Here is a 16,305-nt window from a genome sequence, read left to right as displayed (position 1 = left end):
CCGTTGTGCCGCTTCAACTCCAGTCGCTGCGCTCCTTACGTCGAAGCGGCACAACGAATGTGATTCAGTAACCCAATCCCTACCTTCATAACCCTGGACCAAGTTTCGGGGGCATTCCACCAGACCAAGCACAGACCCCTTGATTAACATACCGATACCGACAAAGACCCCGCATAATGCAGCTTCACGACAACGCAACTCGCGCTTGGCCCACACGCGATCGATAACGTAAAGAGCTCCAATGATCCAAACTACGACGGGAACTTCAGCCAGCACAACACGACTGAAATGCCAATAGTAAGGGTTTAATGCTACAAACAGCGTCACAACATTGGCCTTTGAGGAATCACCCTCCCCAATCCTAACTAAGTACTTCCACAGAAGTACCAACCCAATGAGCCCGACCGTGATCATCGTCATCTTGACGGCAAGCCAGTTCACCGTCTCGCCACTCAATGCGATTGCCGGTGCGAGTAATGTAGCCATCCCAGGTGGCCACAACGTGTGGGGAATGTATTGACCTTCCGCGATGTTTCGGGTGTACCCGTTGCCATGAATCAGGTTATAGCTGAGCGCCATATAGCTACCACTATCATGCGCATTGAACCTCGTAAAGTCCGGATGCGGATTAGTAACCCCTAAGTACGTTACAAGAATGAGCCCAATGATCACCCAACGCATTATGGGGCGCGGCGCTGTCATTTCTTTAGACATTAATTGCTACTTTGTCGGACGACGAAATCAGGATGCAACAGAGTACTTGATCGTTTAGCAGCCTTGATATGCTTCCCAGAGTCACACATTACGATCTGTTGCTTGTCGCACTGTCGGAAACACTCAATGAACGTCAATGAAATGCGCGGCGAGCACCCACAGGGCAATCCCCCCGACCGTGATCACACTTCCGAGGTTCTTCAATGCGAACACAATTGGGTCATCGTGCATTTCCCCACGTGCCGTCTTGATCCACAGCCGTGACAGCCAATAGATGAGTCCGATCGCAGCGCCCCAGAGGAGTTCGGGGGTTGCGTACTTAGCTTGGGTTTCGGAGTCGTTGATAAACAGCCCAAAAACGACCACGGCAGACACTGCCGTGCTAACTCCCAATGGCCAAAGTATGACCAAATCGGAAACTTGATAATCGCGTCCCGATGCCGCCTTGAGACTACGGGACTTCAAACTGACTAGTTCCGAACACCGCTTCACCAATGCCAAGCTGAAAAACACAAGCACCGAGAAAGAGAGTAACCAAGCACTAACAGGCACCTCAATTGCGACGGCACCTGACAGAATTCTGATGGTGAATAGCAACGAGAGGAAGATTATATCGATGATGATATAGGTCTTGAACACGAAACTGTAAGACAGAGTCGTGACAAGATAGAGCACCATCATCAAGAGAAAACTGAGTGACAGCATACCTCCGATGGCAAGCCCAAAAGCTAACATCGAACAGCCGATCAAGATGCCTTGCGGAATTGACAACGCTCCGGACGCCAACGGGCGATTACGTTTTCTTGGGTGTATGCGATCGGCATCGAGATCCCACAGGTCATTCAGTATGTAGGTCGCTGATGCCATTAACGAAAAACCGAGAAACGCGTGCAACGAAGCTATTACCAAGGGAACATTAGTAAAGGCGAAAGCAGTCAAGAGCGGAACGAAGATCAAGCAGTTTTTCATCCACTGGTGGATGCGAATCGCCTTAAGGAATACTTTCAGTGTAACCTTGGGAGAAGAGAATTCCTTTTCGATCTCTATGTCGTCACCGAGCCGCGCCATCGTACGCGATGAAACGCCAACCAAGATCGCAGACTTCGCCTGTTTCCAAATTGGGATATCAGCAGAGCTATCACCCGCGTAGGAAAAGTCAGTGCCAATCCTTTGCTGGATCTCCTCCAGCTTACGCTTTCCCTTCAAATTGGTCCCGTCACTCGATGCTAGGACCGAATCAAATAGCTGAAGATGGCTAGAAACAGAGGTGGCGATAGATTCATGCGCCGCCGTCGCCAAATGCACTACTCGCCCCTGGGCCTTCTGACTACGCAAGTAATCCAGCACATCGTGGTTGTATGGAAGCAATGCAGGATTCAGGTCAATCCGCTGCGCAACAAGCTGTTTCAACGACGCGCGCCCTTGGAGCACCCAGAATGGAAGGGCAAACAGGAGCAACGGATTCTTCTTCAAAAGCCGAAAGACAGATTCGACGAGTGTATCTGTGTGAACTAGTGTCCCATCGAGGTCAACGACTAGCGAGACTGAGTTAGGATTCGACATGATATGCTGGGCTAAAAGACAATATGAAATATTGCGTCAAGAAGAATTGTCTTGGTTCAACGGGAATTGGAATTTGCTAACCGGCGAGTAGTACAGGATGGCGGCTTCCTGCCGTGAAGATCAGGCATCCTGCCCGAAGTTTTTTCGCATTGTGGAAACATCGAAGGGAAGAGTAGCGGCATCGTCTGACACCGCTGCCCTTCGACGTTTCACTTGGCACGGCGCTCGGGTTGGTCCTCACCAGTGCCCTATCCTCCGACCAAGTTCTCTCAGTCTCTCACATCAGCTCGCGATTGCAAGTGATGCTTGCTCGCGACGGCGTGAACGAGCTTCTTCAAGCTTGCGATCACGCTCTGCATGGATCTCGCCGGACAGGCCATTCAAGCAGTCCGCTGGCGTGATGTAACCGATCCCGCTGTGCAAACGCGTCTCGTTGTAATGACACACATAAGCAGCTATTTGCTTGACCGCTTCGTCACGATCTCGCGGCGGATTGGGACGAATGCACTCCGTCTTCAACGTCCCGTAAAATCGCTCCTGCTTTCCGTTGCTTTGCGGGTAGTAAGGACTCGTCGTCACATGCGTCAAACCGTTGAAGCGAACGAATGCTTTAAAGTCTTTCGCGATGTACTGCGGACCATTGTCGCTGATGATTCGGGGCTTCACACCGGGATGTTTTTCCAGCGCTGCTTGAATCACAATCTCAATATCCACTTCCGTCATCGACTCGCGAAGTTCATGGTGCACGATGTAACGACTGAAGCCATCGAGTACCGTGATCAAGTAAAAAAACGTTCCACCAACGTTGATGTAAGAAACATCGGTATGCCAATGGCTATGCGGCTTTTTAGGCTGTTTGAAGCCTGTTCCTTTGAGCGACTTGGTCGCGGATTTGCGGTCCAAACGCCCCGCTGCTTTGAGAACGCGATAAACCGTCGAAGGGCTCACCGCAACGATGTCATCGTCAAGCATCATGAAAGTCAATCGGCGATAACCCTCCAGTGGATTCTTGTCATGGAACGCGACAATGGCTTGCCGCTCCCAATCCGCGAGCCACCAGTCGCGAGGGATCTTTCCGTTGTGGTCATTGACCATTCCGTAGCGTTTCCTCGCCGCGTCCCTGCACATGCGCTATGCTTGGACCAAGAAAGTCGTGGGCGCCACCTCGATGGAACGCGCGAAAGCAGCGGCAAACGTTTCATGGATTTGAAACCCAGCGAACTGCGTAAGAATTGGGCTGGCATAGCTGCTTGTTATCTGACGTTCAGCCTATTCCTGATCACTACGACCGGCAGAACCGGTGAGCTTCTTGAAACGGCGGCGCTGTTTGTCCCAGTTGGGTTCGGCGGCGATCGGGCGGATTTGACGTTCGGTGATGGGCGCTCGGCCGTTGAAATAGGGCTTTAAGAACAGCAGCTCTTCTTGGAGATCGGGGGCGAGATTACAGAGGTTCATGATCTGGCTGAGGCGAGCTCGTGTGACTTGCCCTGCTCGCGCCAAGTCGGCTTGTGATCGGAGGCGGCCCGATGCCAAAGCGTGGTCGAAATGGATGGCGAGCGCCATCAGCCGGGACAGTCTCGGCAGTTGGCCCGTTCTGGGCCGCGGTGGGGCCGTACCGCCGCGCACCTCGCGGGCTCCGCGATCTACGCGGGCAATGTGAAACGTGCGGCGTATCGCCGACGTGCGCGGCGGTGTTTCGTTTGCCTTGTTCGATAGGTCGCTCAATTCAAAGTCTCCGTGATGTGCCGGGCAAAATTGCCGTCTTGGCCGAGTGACGCGAGTCCGGCGGGATGGAACGTGATATCAAGCGTGCCCTCAACGCCGTCGTAGTCAATTCGCTCGATCAACAACTCCATCAGTCGGCAACGTTCTCGCGGTGGGATCGTGTCCCAGGCTTTGTCCAGTTCACTGAGGGTCTTGCGGATCGATGCATGGCTGACGCGAATCGGCCGATGGTTGTCGATTGCTTCACGCAGCTCTTTCAATCGTGTTTCGCTTTTATCAATGCGAGATTGCGTTGCTTCAATCAGGTCAGGACCAGCGGCCGTTGCGACAAGGTGGGTCATCTCGGCGTGGTCGTCTTTTAGAAACTTCGCGATCGAATCGGCCTCACGAGTTTGCGAATCGACATCTTCGCGGTTCTGCTCATGACAGCGTTCGTAGATGTCACGAATGAGCTGGTCGTCGTTTGCGAAAACACGAAGCTCTTCGACGACGAAGCTTTCGATCTGCTTGGCAGGAATCGAAGGCGATGGACAAGTGTCGTAGCCTCGTTTTTCCGCCTTGCCGCAGACGTAGTAGCGATACCGCTTAGCTGCCCGCCCGGTGGTTGTATGCCGCATGGCACGATTACATTTGGCACATCGCAGGATCCCACGCAGCATGCCGTTAAAGCTGGTTGTCGCTTTGAGTAAGGCAGAGCGACCATTCTTTCGCAGCGACTCTCCGACTTCCTTGAAGACTTCAGGATCAACGATCGCCTCATGCTGGCCTTCATGGATCTCGTCCTTGTACGTCAGCTTGCCGATGTAGGTGACGTTGGTCAACATCTGGTAGATGCGGTTCTTGTCATACGGCAGGCCACCGCGAGTTGATCCCTTCTTTGTCGTCCACTGCTTGGTCCGCCAACCTCGGCGATTGGCTTCCTTGGCCGTTTCGAGCAGGGAATGCGTTCGTCGGTAAAGATCAAAGATCTGCCGCACGCGTTCGGCTTCGTGGGGTACGACCACGAGCTTGGTTTCTTCGATCGTGAATCCGAAGACCGGCACGCCACCGCACCATTTGCCTTTGCGTCTGGTCGCCGCGATCTTGTCTCGGGTGCGTTCGCTGATCATTTCACGTTCGAATTGGGCGAACGAGAGCAGCACATTGAGGATCAACCGGCCCATCGAGCTGGCGGTGTTGAACTGCTGCGTGACAGACACAAAGGCCACTTTGTGTTTCTCGAAGGTTTCCATCACCCGAGAGAAGTCGAGCAGGCTGCGACTGAGCCGGTCAACTTTGTAGACAACGACACAGTCGATTCTGCCGGCCTCGATATCGGCCATGAGACGTTTCATCGCGGGTCGCTCGAGGTTCCCACCTGAAAAGCCGCCGTCGTCGTAACGCTCTTCGAGACATGCCCAGCGTTCGCTTCGCTGGCTTGTGATGAACGCCTCGCCCGCATCACGCTGCGCATCCAGGCTATTGAACTCTTGGTCGAGACCTTCTTCGGTCGACTTGCGAGTGTAGATCGCACACCGAATGGGTTGTTTTACTTGCTCGCGACTCATGCTGACTCCTGCTTGTGAATTTTGAAGAACCGAAAGCCATTCCAGTGCTGGCCCGTGATCGCTTTGGCAACTGCCGAAAGTGTCTTGTAGTGCTCGCCCTCAAAATCGAAACCATCGGGCAGGATGGTGACGATGCATTCCCGCCCCTTGTAATCGCGAACCAGGCAATCGCCGACCGGCGGCAACCGTTCGTCCTTGGGCGGAAGTTCACGGTTCACCGCCGGGGGTGGTGGCAAGCGTGACGGCTCGCGCGGCGCCGTCACACGAAGATCCGATTCGTTGGCGAGCTCACTGGCTCGCTGGATGGCCCGATCACTTAGGCCACCAAACGCATTGGCTTGCATTCGCCACGCGATCCGTTTCTGCAGCCACGCTTTGTTGCGGCCGGTCGTTGTCTCGCCGAAGACCTCGAAGTACTTGTCTTGAAGGGTGCTGACCGACATTCGGCGTAGCGCGGCCAACTCTTGGCCCAATGGGTTGCTCATGTAGTTCTCCGTGACTTGAAACAAATAAGTGCCGGGCGTGTTTACCGCGGCCGAGTCACAGAGAGCGATCGTTTTCCGATTTGATCAAGCCATCCTGTCGGTCATCATCAGAAGATTCGGCGGAGTTCCCCGACATTGCGGTAACTCGGTGGTAGCGAACGACGGCACGCGTCAGCAGGTCGACGATTTCGCGGCGCCTCAATCGTGTTTCATCGGGGTCGGATTTTGAATCAGATATTCGCACAGGCAGAACCTAGAAGTGTAAAGTGGGAACAGGCGGTTAACAGACCGCCCTATCCCCAGACCTTCCAAATTGCGGTTCTAAAAGTCGGAGCCAATCGAAAAGAAAGATTCAGCGAAGTTGTTTGGGCGGCAAACGCAGAACGGCATGCAGATCTTCCGCCGTTTGCCAAAGCAGTCGCAGCTGCTTGGAAGATGAGTCTTTGAGGCAGCGACTGACATCGGACTTTGACATGCGGGTTCGTCTCGCGAGTTCTTGCTGCGTGGGACGAGGCAGCAGTTCGCCGGTTGCGTGAGCATGATCAGCAGCACTACGCAAATGCTGCGTTAACTCATTGACCAACAGTTCGATCTTCGCAGTGCGTGACGACCGGCGTGGTTGCGGCTTGGGCTTTTGAACATCGGATTCACTCGATTTAATCAGGCGATCTTCGACGGCCTCCCAATCGATTCGCAAGCCGTCTTCCGCGAATTCGACGACGTCCTGAATCCCGATAACCAAGTTGGAAACCATCGTGTCCAGTCTCGCGGCAGAGCTGGTCAATGGCGTGAAAACCAGCGATCGTGTCCGACGACCAAGCTGTTCGACGATGCTCGTCCCGTTCTTGGCATTCACGCAACGCAGAAACAACAATTCCCGACTGCGTCCCTCGAGTGTGCGTCGGCCGATATGCCACAAGAGATCCGAGTCGATCGGTTTGATCGCGAGTCGTGTATCGACAAAGAGATGTTCCAGTAGCTGCTCCGTATCGAACACGAACTGGTCAAGGGATTCGGGTAGAACCTCCGCCGGACCACAGCCTTCGCAGACGATGAATCCGTGACGGATGCTTTCACGATCCGTTGTATAGATGACTGGTTGGTGCTCGCCGCAATCTTTGCATTGCTGTTCGGTCGCAGGCGTGGTCGGTTTGACCAAGCGGAGGCGACGAAGGATCGCGAACTGGTCTTGATGAAGCGGCTTGGCGTCACGAAGAGTGAACGCCGGTGGGCTAAGCTCCCACGGAGACCAGATTGGGCTCGTCCGTCGGCGCATGGTCGACTCCCCACATGCGAAGGTGCTTCTGGACAATCTCGGCACGGTCCGGTGTCAGGCTCCGCAGGTTGCAACTGCCGGGTGTGATACGAATGATTCGAGCACCCGCTCGGGCGTACCGTGTGGCTGGAAACACGAATCGGATGCCAACGGAGTTGACGCTAAAGTTTGCCAGCACATCGTGCGACGATCGAAGCTCCTCGCTGATCGCCCGGTGAATCGTATCGGTTTCGTCGTGTTTGTTGATGTCCGTTGAAATCCGTCGACGTGTCGATGGATTGAACATCTTGATCTCTTCGATTCGGACCCGAATTTCGTCTGCCGGATCGGTTGGCAGTGGCGTGTTTGGATCTTTCAAGTGATCAATGTAGTAGCCGCTTTCGTCCTCGTATGGTGGCAACTGCCAGCCAAGCACCGTGCGTGAGAACATTGGCTCCAGTCGCTCTTTGTGGGCCTTCGGCAGATTCGCGCAGAGTTCGAACGATCCGGCGTGACGCTCATAGGCAAAGATAATATCGAGGGTCGGCCGAATCGACACGGTCGCCAAGCGTCCCTGATCGTCGTGCATATTGTCGCTGCGGACAAAGTCGTCGGGATGGACGATGAAGTAAACGATGCCGTTGTTTTCCAGTCGCTCGACGGTGACGTGTTGGCCTCGTCCTTCCTCACGCAGCATGTTGGAGACCGCGTTACCGAGTTGCTCGGCCGCGTCGCCCGCGATTTCAACGTTGGCCGGAACGCCGTTTCGCTTACGCCAGAATGTTGCTTCTTCCAAATGCAACAACGTCGTAGCCGCATGGAGGATCTCCCACTCGTGCAGACGAACCCACATCGCTCGCCCGTTAAGATTGAGTCCATCGGGAATGCGAGACAACAAGTCCGGCTCTCCGTGCATCCGTGCCGTATCCTCGATCGCCCGCATTCCCGCTTCACTGGCAAACGAACGAATCGTCCGCAAATCAATCTCGGCATCTTTGCGAATGCTCGATGGCAGTTCATCCAGATGCACGATCATGGGTTCGATTTCGTTCTCACCCAGCGTCTCCCACGGAATATCGAACGGCCCAGGAATATGATCATGGAACCATCGTTTGAGGAGCTCGTTGGGAATCACGCGAAGCAAGGTGGACAACGGAGTGGGTTGAGGCATGACAGCTAACTTTCAGATTTCTTGGTGACACAAATAACCTTTCCAAGCACACGAAAGTCGCTATCAGGTTGAATCTCGATCGGCTTGTATTTCCGGTTTTCAGGCAACAAGCGAATCGCTCCGTCGTTCAAATCGAGTCGCTTCACGGTCGCTTCATCATCGATCAACGCGACCACGATCTCACCGTTTTCGGCAAGCTGCTGTCGTCGAACGATCACGATGTCGCCGTCTCGCATGTCCGCGTCCTTCATGCTGTCACCGCTGATCGACAAGGCGAAGCATTGGCTGCGACCGACCAGGTCGGAAGCAACCATGACTTCACCCAAACAATTCTCTTCGGCGAGCATTGCCGGGCCAGCTTTCACCACACCAAGCATCGGCACACTCGTCATTGATGCGAGCGTTTGACTTGGCCGACGGACCACCCGCAAGCTGCGAGCCTTGCGGGGCTGTCGAGCGACATAGCCCTTGCGTTCCAGTTGCAGAACCAATTGGTGGGCGCTGGCGGCGCTGATACCAAGCCGGTCACCGAGTTCGGTCATCGTGGGTGCGATGCCATGGCGATCGATCGCGGCGGACAGTTCGTCGAGTGCTCGCGATTGGCCTTCGGTGATTTCGGTTTGGCGTGGTCGTCCCCGGCTTGGTTTGGCTCGCTTCATGAATCGGCATCCTTGGCGGTTAGATGTGGCGGCTTGCATTAGCGCTGATAGACTTCGTTTCGTGCTACAACAAATCTAATCATGCCGATTATTCCGACAAGCGGAATTTTGCTAGCAAATGCTTTCGTGCCGTAATTTGCAGGAAAAGAATTTTGAATTAGCGCTGATAAACGAAGTGGACATCGAGCCCCGCGATGACGTTCAGTTCAAGGCCGCGTTCATTTGCACCGCCGGCTGGCTCCGGATTTGTTCCGGTCGCAGGTTGGCTTTGAACATCGGTTTTCCGCCGATGTTGGTCGTCTTGATTCCTTCGACGGCTGGGAGGAATTCATAGACCGAGGACTGAAACCACGGCCGGCCGCTGTGATCACAAAGCGATCCAAGGAGCAGCGGCATGATGAATTGCTCGCGTGGTTTATCGAGGGCATGGGCCACAAAGCTGAGTTCGTGTGAACCTCTCTGCTCCATCATCCAATTTGTCCCCGGCGCCGCCGTGTTCTCGATCACGATCTGCTGGTAGCCGCAGAGGAATCGGATCAGCTCAATGTCGGACAAGATGCCGTCAGCGATGTCGCAGCGGTCCAGTGACGGATCGAGCAACAGGCGGGCGAGGCGTCCAACCATCTCGGTTTGGACCGGTTCAGTGCCAGAAAGCTGTTCAACGTAGGCGTGCATAGCGAGGCTCCATCAAGAGGAAGGTCTGGAAGAACAGTGGCCGTCCAGGTTGACCGATGGCATGGACACGTTTGGTCCAACTCGCTGAAAAATCTTGGCTCCAGATTCGGCGTCCTTTCTCCCTCTGTCCGGGGGCAGAAAGTTGTTGCAGTTGCAGTGAGTGCGATTTCGTGCAACTGCAACAACATTTTTTCCAGTGCGATTCCCCTGCGTTTTACAGGGGGAATCGCCGTTGCAGTGATCGCCGAGTGCGATTTGGTGCAACTTCGCCGGTGGGTGTGGCCGCTGCCGTGATGCGGCCTTCTCAACATCGCCCATCGACGGAGTGAACATGCCTGTTTCAGCACCCTCTCAGCCCAAAACCACATCCACGGTTCCGACGCTCACCCAAGACCCGTTTGCCCAAACGGTCATTCGCCGCGCCGTCAGTCGCCTTTTACGTTGCCCCGAATTCGCCCCACACGAAGCGGAGGATCTGCATCAGGAACTGCAGGCACAACTCGACCGGGCGATGCGATCGCACGATGCGACGATCGGCCATCGAAATCCGTTCATCACGATGGTCGTCAATCGAGCTGCCACCAACCTGCGTGCCTATCGATTGCACAAGATTCGCGATGACCGCGAGGTGACGTCGCTGAACGTGATGGTGGAATCCGGCGGTGAACGTCGCGAGTTGATCCAGTGCATCAGCGAAGACGACAACCGGAGCCGCATCGAGACGGCAAAGCTGTCGGACACGGAGTTGGTTGATTTGCGTCACGATCTGGCCGTGGCCATCGCAACGCTGCCCGAGCACTGGCAACGGCTACTCAAGCTGCGTACCGACCATTCGTTGCGAGAGTGTTCGCAAATCATGGATGTGCCACTTTCGACGCTCAAGTACTGGCTGGCAAAGATCGCCGTCGTGTTTCGCGAGCAAGGTCTCCACGAGTACCTCGTCTGAAGTTTTTTGGCCGGCGCTTCGTCTTTCAGTCTGAAAAGTTGGAAGGTCTAGAGGTAGCGGAAAGCCATCGGAAACGTGTGCTCAACATAACCTCAACCATCGAGCCCCTATGCCTGACTTGTCTCTAGACATCGAACGTCGCGTCGCCATTTCTCTCGCGGTTGGTCGTTATTTGCGATCGGCCGACCGCTTCAACGAAGCATCTCGTGAATTCACCGGAGCGTGCAAGTCCCTTCGGAAGCAACTCGGAACCGGTCAGCGGTTCGTGGTGCAAATTGACTTCAAGCACTACCTCGTGACCAGCGATCGCGACGGCAATTTCGACATCGAGCACATCCAGTCTCTCTAACCAGCCAGTCAACCAACGAACCAAGGAGTCTACCAAACAGTGACCAACCTACTTGAATCCATCCAATCCGGCCGGCAATCCAAACCGCCACGCGTCTTGCTTTACGGTGTCGAAGGTATCGGCAAATCGACCTTCGGCAGCCAGGCTCCCAAGCCGATCTTCATTCAAACCGAAGATGGGCTTGATGAGATCGACTGCGATCGATTTCCATTGGCTGTGAATTTCGACGACGTGATCGCGGCGTTAAAAACGCTCGTCAATCAGAAGCACGATTACGAAACGGTCGTGATCGACTCTCTTGATTGGCTAGAGCGTCTTGTCTGGGACAAACTCTGTCAGCAGTATGGCGTCGAATCGATCGAAAAAGTCGATGGCGGCTATGCTCGCGGTTACATGCACGCCCTCTCTCTGTGGCGTGAAGTGCTCGATTTGCTCGGCGTCCTCCGTTCTCGCGGCATGGTCGTCGTGCTGATCGCCCACTCCAAGGTCGAGCGATTCGAGGATCCCGAGTCGTCGCCCTACGACCGCTACTCACCTCGCCTTCACAAACATGCTGCGGCGTTGGTGAAGGAGTGGTGCGACGCCGTGTTGTTTGCAACTCGCAAGTTGCGAACACAGACCGAGGACGGCGGCTTCAATCGCAAACGCACCATCGCACACGCCGTTGGCAAGGATGGCGGTGAGCGTGTCATTCGTGCTTATGGTTCGCCGAGCTGCGTCGCCAAGAACCGATACGGCATCGCTGAGGAACTGCCGCTTTCCTGGCCCGCCTTCGTCACCGCTTTGTCGGCAAGTTAATCGTCTACCGCTTCACTGACCTTTCCTACTTCACCAAACCAAGGAACCATCCATGGCCAATCTACAAGGCTTTGACGCCAACGAAGTCGAACCCGCCAACGATCTCGAGCCGATTCCCGTCGGCAAATACGTCGCCGTCATCACCGACAGCGAAATGAAGCCGACTAAATCGGGAGCCGGCTCATACCTTCAGCTCACGTTTCAAATCATCGAAGGCGAGCATTCTGGACGTTTGTTGTGGGTGCGACTGAATCTCGACAATCCAAACGGAACGGCGGTCGAGATCGCGCGTCGGGAACTCTCGGCGATTTGCCGCGCCGTCGGTGTCCTCGCCCCGACGGATTCGACCGACCTGCATAACTTGCCGTGCGTCATCCACGTTCGCCTCAAACGTCGTAGCGATACCGGCGAGTTGCAGAACGAGGTGAAGGGTTACAGCAAGCGGGATCCCGGTAGCGGAAGTCTGGAAACCGCCAGCCCGGTCGTCTTTGGTCCGCAGTCCGCCGCCTCGACCGACGCGCCTTGGAAGCGATAGCCGCGGCCTCTTTCTGATCGCTTCCAAGTTCAACAGCCGGCCGGCACGGATTGCCGGTCGGCTGTTTTCGTTTCCATGCTGAAGGTGTTGCACCATGTTTAAATTCAAGTTGCCCTTCCCACCCACGATCAACACTTACTGGCGACACGTTGGCCAGCGGGTGCTGATAAGTCGTCGCGGACGTAACTATCGCAAGCAAGTCATGGAGTATTTGCAGACACGCGACATCAAAACACTCACCGGCCCGCTGTCGGTCAACATCGAGCTCTACACACCCGATCGACGACGACGCGACGTCGACAACGTCCTCAAAGCGATCTTGGATTCGCTTCAGTGGGGTGGCGTGTATGAAGACGATACTCAGATCTTTCGTCTAGCGATTGAAAAGATCCTTCCGGAAGTCAAGCCGAAAGGAAGGCTGAAACGTCGAACCCGCGCAGAGATTGAGGCAGGCGTGGAACTTCCTAAGCCATTCGAAGGCGAGGCTCTTGTCTGGGTAACTCCGCTTGTCGAAGAGGACAAGCCAAACATCGAACGAATCTGCCTGCAGTGCAATCAGCCGTTCTCGTCCAGCGGACCGGCCAACCGAATCTGTGGTGATTGCAAGCGAGGCCAGTCAGAGATGTCGCCCAACGCCGTCCCAAGATGGCTTGGTAAACGTCACAACGGGAAGGCACTCTGATGAAGCTGCGTGCCTATCAGCAAGCTGCCGTCGATGCGGTCTACAGCCATCTTCGCCAGCGTAATGACAATCCGGTTGCCGTGTTGCCCACCGGTGCCGGCAAATCCTTGGTCTTGGCGAAGATTGCGAGCGACGCTGTTGGGCAGTGGGATGGTCGCGTGTTGATCTTGGCCCACGTCAAAGAGCTTTTGGAACAGAACGCCGACAAGGTCCGCCGGCTATGCCACGATATCAAAGTCGGACTCTACTCGGCCGGCCTCAAGAAACGTGACACCAATACTCCGGTATTGGTTGCCGGCATCCAGAGCATCTACAAGCGAGCCTGCGATCTCGATCCGTTTGACCTGATCGTTGTTGATGAGTGTTTTCCCGATGGCACCCTGGTATCAACGCCAAGGGGTGATATCCCAATCGAAAATCTGCACGTTGGCCAGCCTGTGCACACCGCGACAGGCATTGGCGAAGTTGAGGCCATCTCAGCGAGAAATTCGGAACGACTCATTGAAATTGAGGTTGAGGATGGAACCGTTATCCGGTGCACACCAAATCACCCAATCTTCACCTGCGAAGGTTGGCTCCGCGCAGAGGCGTTGGAGATGGGATCGCGTGTTTTCCGCCGAGAAGATGTGCTTGCATTGCGGCGAACCGTTTCAGCCGAAAGTCTATCGTCATGCGGACGGGACACCACGTCATTGCATGTCAGAAGGCGAGTGGAAGCGAAAGATGTTCTGCTCTCCGAAATGTGCGGGCTTGGCAAAACGAAAACCGACCGACAGTCAATCGAAACAGGTGACGTGGCGGGAACTCGCGGAGCATCAAGCAATCAAGCACTGCGAGTGTTGCGACAAAATGTTTCGGCCGTGGGTGAAACGGAATCCAAAGGGCGAGATCGTAGCTTGCATGAGCCGATCAGCATGGAGGAGGCAGCGGTTCTGCTCGATATCCTGCTCAAGGAAGGTTCAGAACCCGATGTTCGACAGTCAGTCCAGGGCGAAGGTCAGCAAGACACTGAAATTGATCAATCACAAACCGCCGGAACGTGGCGGGAACGGTCAGTTGACTTCAAGTCAGAGAATGCTCTTGCAGAATCTGGGTGCGGATTGGATCGCGGAGTATCCCATCCCGACAAGCGGTTACAAAGCCAGTCGTCTTCCGAACCATATCAAAATCGACGTGGCAAATCCAAAGCTGAAGTTGGCGATCGAATTGGACGGACGAGCGCATGTGGCGACGAGGACCAAGCGGGCGGACAAATCGAAAACTCGCTTCCTACTTTGCTGCGGGTGGTCCGTGTTGAGACTGTCAAATGCGAAAGCCCTATCGCTGTGTACAACCTCCAGGTCAGCGGACATCCTTCGTATTACGCTCATGGAATACTTTCACACAACTGTCATCTAATCAGTCGTGCTGGCGACGGTATGTACCGGCAGTTCCTGGCCGATTGTAAAGTCATCAACCCGAACGTGCGGGTCATCGGCCTTACTGCCACGCCGTTCCGCCTCGACTCGGGCATGATCTGTTCGCCGGATCACTTTCTGAACAGCGTCTGCTTCGAGATCGGAATCAAGAAACTGATCCGCGATGGCTACCTTTGTCCGCTGATCTCGAAGGCCGGCGTCAATCGAGCAGACTTTTCCGGAGTCCACATGCGGGCTGGCGAGTTCGTCAGCGAAGAAGTCGATGCCTTGGCTGGCGACGAGTCACTGGTGTCGGCCGCGTGTGCCGAGATCGTTGAACTGACAGCCGATCGCCGAGCCGTGTTGATCTTCGCCACCAGCGTCGCACACGGTCAGCAAGTCGTCGAAACTCTGCGAAACAACCATGGCATCGAGTGTGGATTTGTTACCGGACAAACGCCTGCGGCGGAGCGTGATGAGATTCTTGGCCGTTTTCGTGGCGATGCCAGCAACGAGTTGTTCGGCCAAGAACCGCTGCGATATCTCTGCAACGTCAACGTGCTGACAACCGGTTTCGATGCACCTCGTGTTGATTGTGTGGTGATGCTGCGTCCCACCATGTCGCCGGGCCTGCTCTATCAATGCGTTGGCCGCGGCTTTCGATTGCATCCTGACAAACAGAATTGCCTGGTCCTGGACTTCGGTGGGAATATCGAACGCCACGGGCCAATTGACCAGATCAAACCTAAGGAAAAACAATCGCGATCCGGTCAGATGCCGCCCGCGAAAGAGTGCGAGAAGTGTCACGCGCTAGTCGCATGTGGTTACGCCAACTGTCCGGAATGTGGCCATCCTTTTCCACCGCCTGAACGCGAGTCGCACGAAGCGCATGCAAGCGATGCCGGCGTGCTTTCCGGCGAAGTCACCGATACAGAACACGACGTCCACGACGTTGTTTATCGCGTCCACCGAAAACGGGACGCTGAGGACGATGCGCCTCGTTGCTTGCGAGTCGACTACATGATTGGCCTCGATCACTGGCAAAGCGAATTCATCTGTATTGAGCATTCCGGCTTCGCCAGACGCAAAGCCGAAACGTGGTGGCGGGACCGATGCCTCGATCCCTGTCCTGACGACGCGGACGAAGCCCTTGAACTGGCTGATGCTGGACTACTGGCCACACCCGAGTCCATCACGGTCCGGTCGATCGCCGGGCAACGCTACGACCGCATCGTCAGCCATCGGCTTTCCGAGATCCCGAATACGGCTCTCGAAGAGGCTCCTTTCTGACCCCGATCCCCATGTCTCTTCTTTTCCCCGCGTTTTCAAAAGGATTGTTTGTGCAACAACGCTTCGAGCTATTTGACGGACCCTTCGACGGACTCCATATCGTCAGCGATCTGCCTCCAAGTAAGCAGCTTCGCAGTCTTGCCATCGAGTTCTACGACGAAGACGATGAGGATTGTTACCAAAACGATCCCATGAACACGAAGTCTGCGAAGTACGACTTAACGGATACCGACGAGTCGAGCGATCCGGTCGTGCATCGACTTCATCACAATATGACGCTGCCCGTCAAATGCCCCGTTGCGTCGGATCTCTGGTCCAAGTGTGCCTGGTCGATGACAACCGGAGATCGTCATCGCTGGAACACGTGGCGATACGAAATCTTCGCAGCCGCTGAAACGTGTCGGGACGTCGCCAAACAATTCGGCGACAACGATCTGAACGAAACCATCGACGAGTTTCAAACCCTGGTTCTGCAGATTCCGCACATGGATCCGGTCGACCGCTGAGTCGTTGA

Annotated in this window: 18 protein-coding genes and 1 pseudogene; 9 read left to right on the top strand and 10 right to left on the bottom strand. The window is 55.1% G+C overall.

Translation table 11 applies throughout. From position 1 onward, the window contains the following. The 10 genes from SV7mr_RS23280 to SV7mr_RS23235 form a co-directional block, all read right to left on the bottom strand. Window positions 1-714: glycosyltransferase family 39 protein (locus tag SV7mr_RS23280; protein WP_419187824.1), on the bottom strand; the 714-nt coding region annotated here is incomplete at its 3' end. Window positions 715-837: 123 nt separating this feature from the next. Next, window positions 838-2,277, bottom strand: a complete 1,440-nt coding sequence (locus tag SV7mr_RS23275; RefSeq protein WP_145277209.1) for a UbiA family prenyltransferase — start codon at window positions 2,275-2,277, stop codon at window positions 838-840. A 282-nt stretch (window positions 2,278-2,559) separates the two neighbouring features. Beyond that, window positions 2,560-3,372 (bottom strand): IS3 family transposase, encoded by an 813-nt coding sequence (locus tag SV7mr_RS23270; RefSeq protein ID WP_419187823.1) that lies wholly within the window; start codon window positions 3,370-3,372, stop codon window positions 2,560-2,562. 174 nt (window positions 3,373-3,546) lie between these two features. Then, on the bottom strand, window positions 3,547-4,002 hold the full coding sequence (locus SV7mr_RS23265) for a hypothetical protein (protein WP_419187822.1): 456 nt from the start codon (window positions 4,000-4,002) through the stop codon (window positions 3,547-3,549). Next, window positions 3,999-5,549: a recombinase family protein gene (locus SV7mr_RS23260; RefSeq protein ID WP_145277205.1), complete on the bottom strand. Its 1,551-nt coding sequence runs from the start codon at window positions 5,547-5,549 to the stop codon at window positions 3,999-4,001. The genes SV7mr_RS23265 and SV7mr_RS23260 overlap by 4 nt, the downstream gene beginning before the upstream one ends. After that, window positions 5,546-6,034, bottom strand: coding sequence for a DUF2924 domain-containing protein (locus SV7mr_RS23255; RefSeq protein ID WP_145277203.1), 489 nt, complete (start codon window positions 6,032-6,034; stop codon window positions 5,546-5,548). Before SV7mr_RS23255 ends, SV7mr_RS23260 begins: the two co-directional genes overlap by 4 nt. A gap of 352 nt (window positions 6,035-6,386) precedes the next feature. Further along, window positions 6,387-7,310: a hypothetical protein gene (locus SV7mr_RS23250; protein ID WP_145277201.1), complete on the bottom strand. Its 924-nt coding sequence runs from the start codon at window positions 7,308-7,310 to the stop codon at window positions 6,387-6,389. Further along, window positions 7,267-8,460, bottom strand: coding sequence for a hypothetical protein (locus tag SV7mr_RS23245; protein WP_145277199.1), 1,194 nt, complete (start codon window positions 8,458-8,460; stop codon window positions 7,267-7,269). The genes SV7mr_RS23250 and SV7mr_RS23245 overlap by 44 nt, the downstream gene beginning before the upstream one ends. Before the next feature lie 5 nt (window positions 8,461-8,465). After that, a complete protein-coding gene (gene lexA / locus SV7mr_RS23240; RefSeq protein ID WP_146438404.1) occupies window positions 8,466-9,119 on the bottom strand; it encodes a transcriptional repressor LexA in 654 nt (217 codons plus the stop codon). 201 nt (window positions 9,120-9,320) lie between these two features. Next, the gene (locus SV7mr_RS23235) at window positions 9,321-9,794 is read right to left on the bottom strand and encodes a hypothetical protein (RefSeq protein ID WP_145277195.1); all 474 of its coding nucleotides are present in this window, start codon (window positions 9,792-9,794) and stop codon (window positions 9,321-9,323) included. Window positions 9,795-10,125: 331 nt separating this feature from the next. Between SV7mr_RS23235 and SV7mr_RS23230 the strand changes: the two genes are divergently transcribed. The 9 genes and pseudogenes from SV7mr_RS23230 (at window position 10,126) to SV7mr_RS23200 (ending at window position 16,297) form a co-directional block, all read left to right on the top strand. Next, window positions 10,126-10,740: an RNA polymerase sigma factor gene (locus SV7mr_RS23230; RefSeq protein WP_145277193.1), complete on the top strand. Its 615-nt coding sequence runs from the start codon at window positions 10,126-10,128 to the stop codon at window positions 10,738-10,740. 109 nt (window positions 10,741-10,849) lie between these two features. Then, window positions 10,850-11,089, top strand: coding sequence for a hypothetical protein (locus tag SV7mr_RS23225; protein ID WP_145277191.1), 240 nt, complete (start codon window positions 10,850-10,852; stop codon window positions 11,087-11,089). A 39-nt stretch (window positions 11,090-11,128) separates the two neighbouring features. Next, a complete protein-coding gene (locus SV7mr_RS23220) occupies window positions 11,129-11,887 on the top strand; it encodes an ATP-binding protein (RefSeq protein WP_145277189.1) in 759 nt (252 codons plus the stop codon). Window positions 11,888-11,939: 52 nt separating this feature from the next. Then, complete coding sequence (locus SV7mr_RS23215; RefSeq protein ID WP_145277187.1) at window positions 11,940-12,422, top strand: DUF669 domain-containing protein; 483 nt, start codon at window positions 11,940-11,942, stop codon at window positions 12,420-12,422. Window positions 12,423-12,516: 94 nt separating this feature from the next. Further along, on the top strand, window positions 12,517-13,104 hold the full coding sequence (locus SV7mr_RS23210) for a RusA family crossover junction endodeoxyribonuclease (RefSeq protein ID WP_145277185.1): 588 nt from the start codon (window positions 12,517-12,519) through the stop codon (window positions 13,102-13,104). Then, a pseudogene (locus SV7mr_RS25775) lies at window positions 13,104-13,457 on the top strand (DEAD/DEAH box helicase); the annotation flags it as partial. The gene SV7mr_RS23210 and the pseudogene SV7mr_RS25775, both read left to right, overlap by 1 nt. Window positions 13,458-13,461: 4 nt before the next feature. Continuing rightward, window positions 13,462-14,502, top strand: coding sequence for a DUF559 domain-containing protein (locus SV7mr_RS25770; RefSeq protein WP_419188499.1), 1,041 nt, complete (start codon window positions 13,462-13,464; stop codon window positions 14,500-14,502). After that, window positions 14,388-15,791, top strand: a complete 1,404-nt coding sequence (locus SV7mr_RS25765; protein ID WP_419188498.1) for a helicase-related protein — start codon at window positions 14,388-14,390, stop codon at window positions 15,789-15,791. The genes SV7mr_RS25770 and SV7mr_RS25765 overlap by 115 nt, the downstream gene beginning before the upstream one ends. Window positions 15,792-15,802: 11 nt before the next feature. Beyond that, a complete protein-coding gene (locus SV7mr_RS23200; RefSeq protein ID WP_145277181.1) occupies window positions 15,803-16,297 on the top strand; it encodes a hypothetical protein in 495 nt (164 codons plus the stop codon). Window positions 16,298-16,305 lie beyond the last annotated feature (8 nt).

Source organism: Stieleria bergensis (assembly GCA_007745635.1).
Taxonomy (GTDB): Bacteria; Planctomycetota; Planctomycetia; order Pirellulales; family Pirellulaceae; genus Stieleria; species Stieleria bergensis.
The sequence above is the reverse complement of the archived record's forward strand: the minus strand, read 5'-3'. Positions and strand labels throughout refer to the sequence as shown.

Coding starts and splice junctions, on each gene's coding strand:
- SV7mr_RS23275 (WP_145277209.1), bottom strand. CDS start 2,277: ATGTCGAATCCTAACTCAGTCTCGCTAGTCGTTGACCTCGATGGGACA.
- SV7mr_RS23270 (WP_419187823.1), bottom strand. CDS start 3,372: ATGGTCAATGACCACAACGGAAAGATCCCTCGCGACTGGTGGCTCGCG.
- SV7mr_RS23260 (WP_145277205.1), bottom strand. CDS start 5,549: ATGAGTCGCGAGCAAGTAAAACAACCCATTCGGTGTGCGATCTACACT.
- SV7mr_RS23255 (WP_145277203.1), bottom strand. CDS start 6,034: ATGAGCAACCCATTGGGCCAAGAGTTGGCCGCGCTACGCCGAATGTCG.
- SV7mr_RS23250 (WP_145277201.1), bottom strand. CDS start 7,310: ATGCGCCGACGGACGAGCCCAATCTGGTCTCCGTGGGAGCTTAGCCCA.
- SV7mr_RS23245 (WP_145277199.1), bottom strand. CDS start 8,460: ATGCCTCAACCCACTCCGTTGTCCACCTTGCTTCGCGTGATTCCCAAC.
- lexA (WP_146438404.1), bottom strand. CDS start 9,119: ATGAAGCGAGCCAAACCAAGCCGGGGACGACCACGCCAAACCGAAATC.
- SV7mr_RS23235 (WP_145277195.1), bottom strand. CDS start 9,794: ATGCACGCCTACGTTGAACAGCTTTCTGGCACTGAACCGGTCCAAACC.
- SV7mr_RS23230 (WP_145277193.1), top strand. CDS start 10,126: ATGCCTGTTTCAGCACCCTCTCAGCCCAAAACCACATCCACGGTTCCG.
- SV7mr_RS23225 (WP_145277191.1), top strand. CDS start 10,850: ATGCCTGACTTGTCTCTAGACATCGAACGTCGCGTCGCCATTTCTCTC.
- SV7mr_RS23215 (WP_145277187.1), top strand. CDS start 11,940: ATGGCCAATCTACAAGGCTTTGACGCCAACGAAGTCGAACCCGCCAAC.
- SV7mr_RS23210 (WP_145277185.1), top strand. CDS start 12,517: ATGTTTAAATTCAAGTTGCCCTTCCCACCCACGATCAACACTTACTGG.
- SV7mr_RS25770 (WP_419188499.1), top strand. CDS start 13,462: ATGAGTGTTTTCCCGATGGCACCCTGGTATCAACGCCAAGGGGTGATA.
- SV7mr_RS23200 (WP_145277181.1), top strand. CDS start 15,803: ATGTCTCTTCTTTTCCCCGCGTTTTCAAAAGGATTGTTTGTGCAACAA.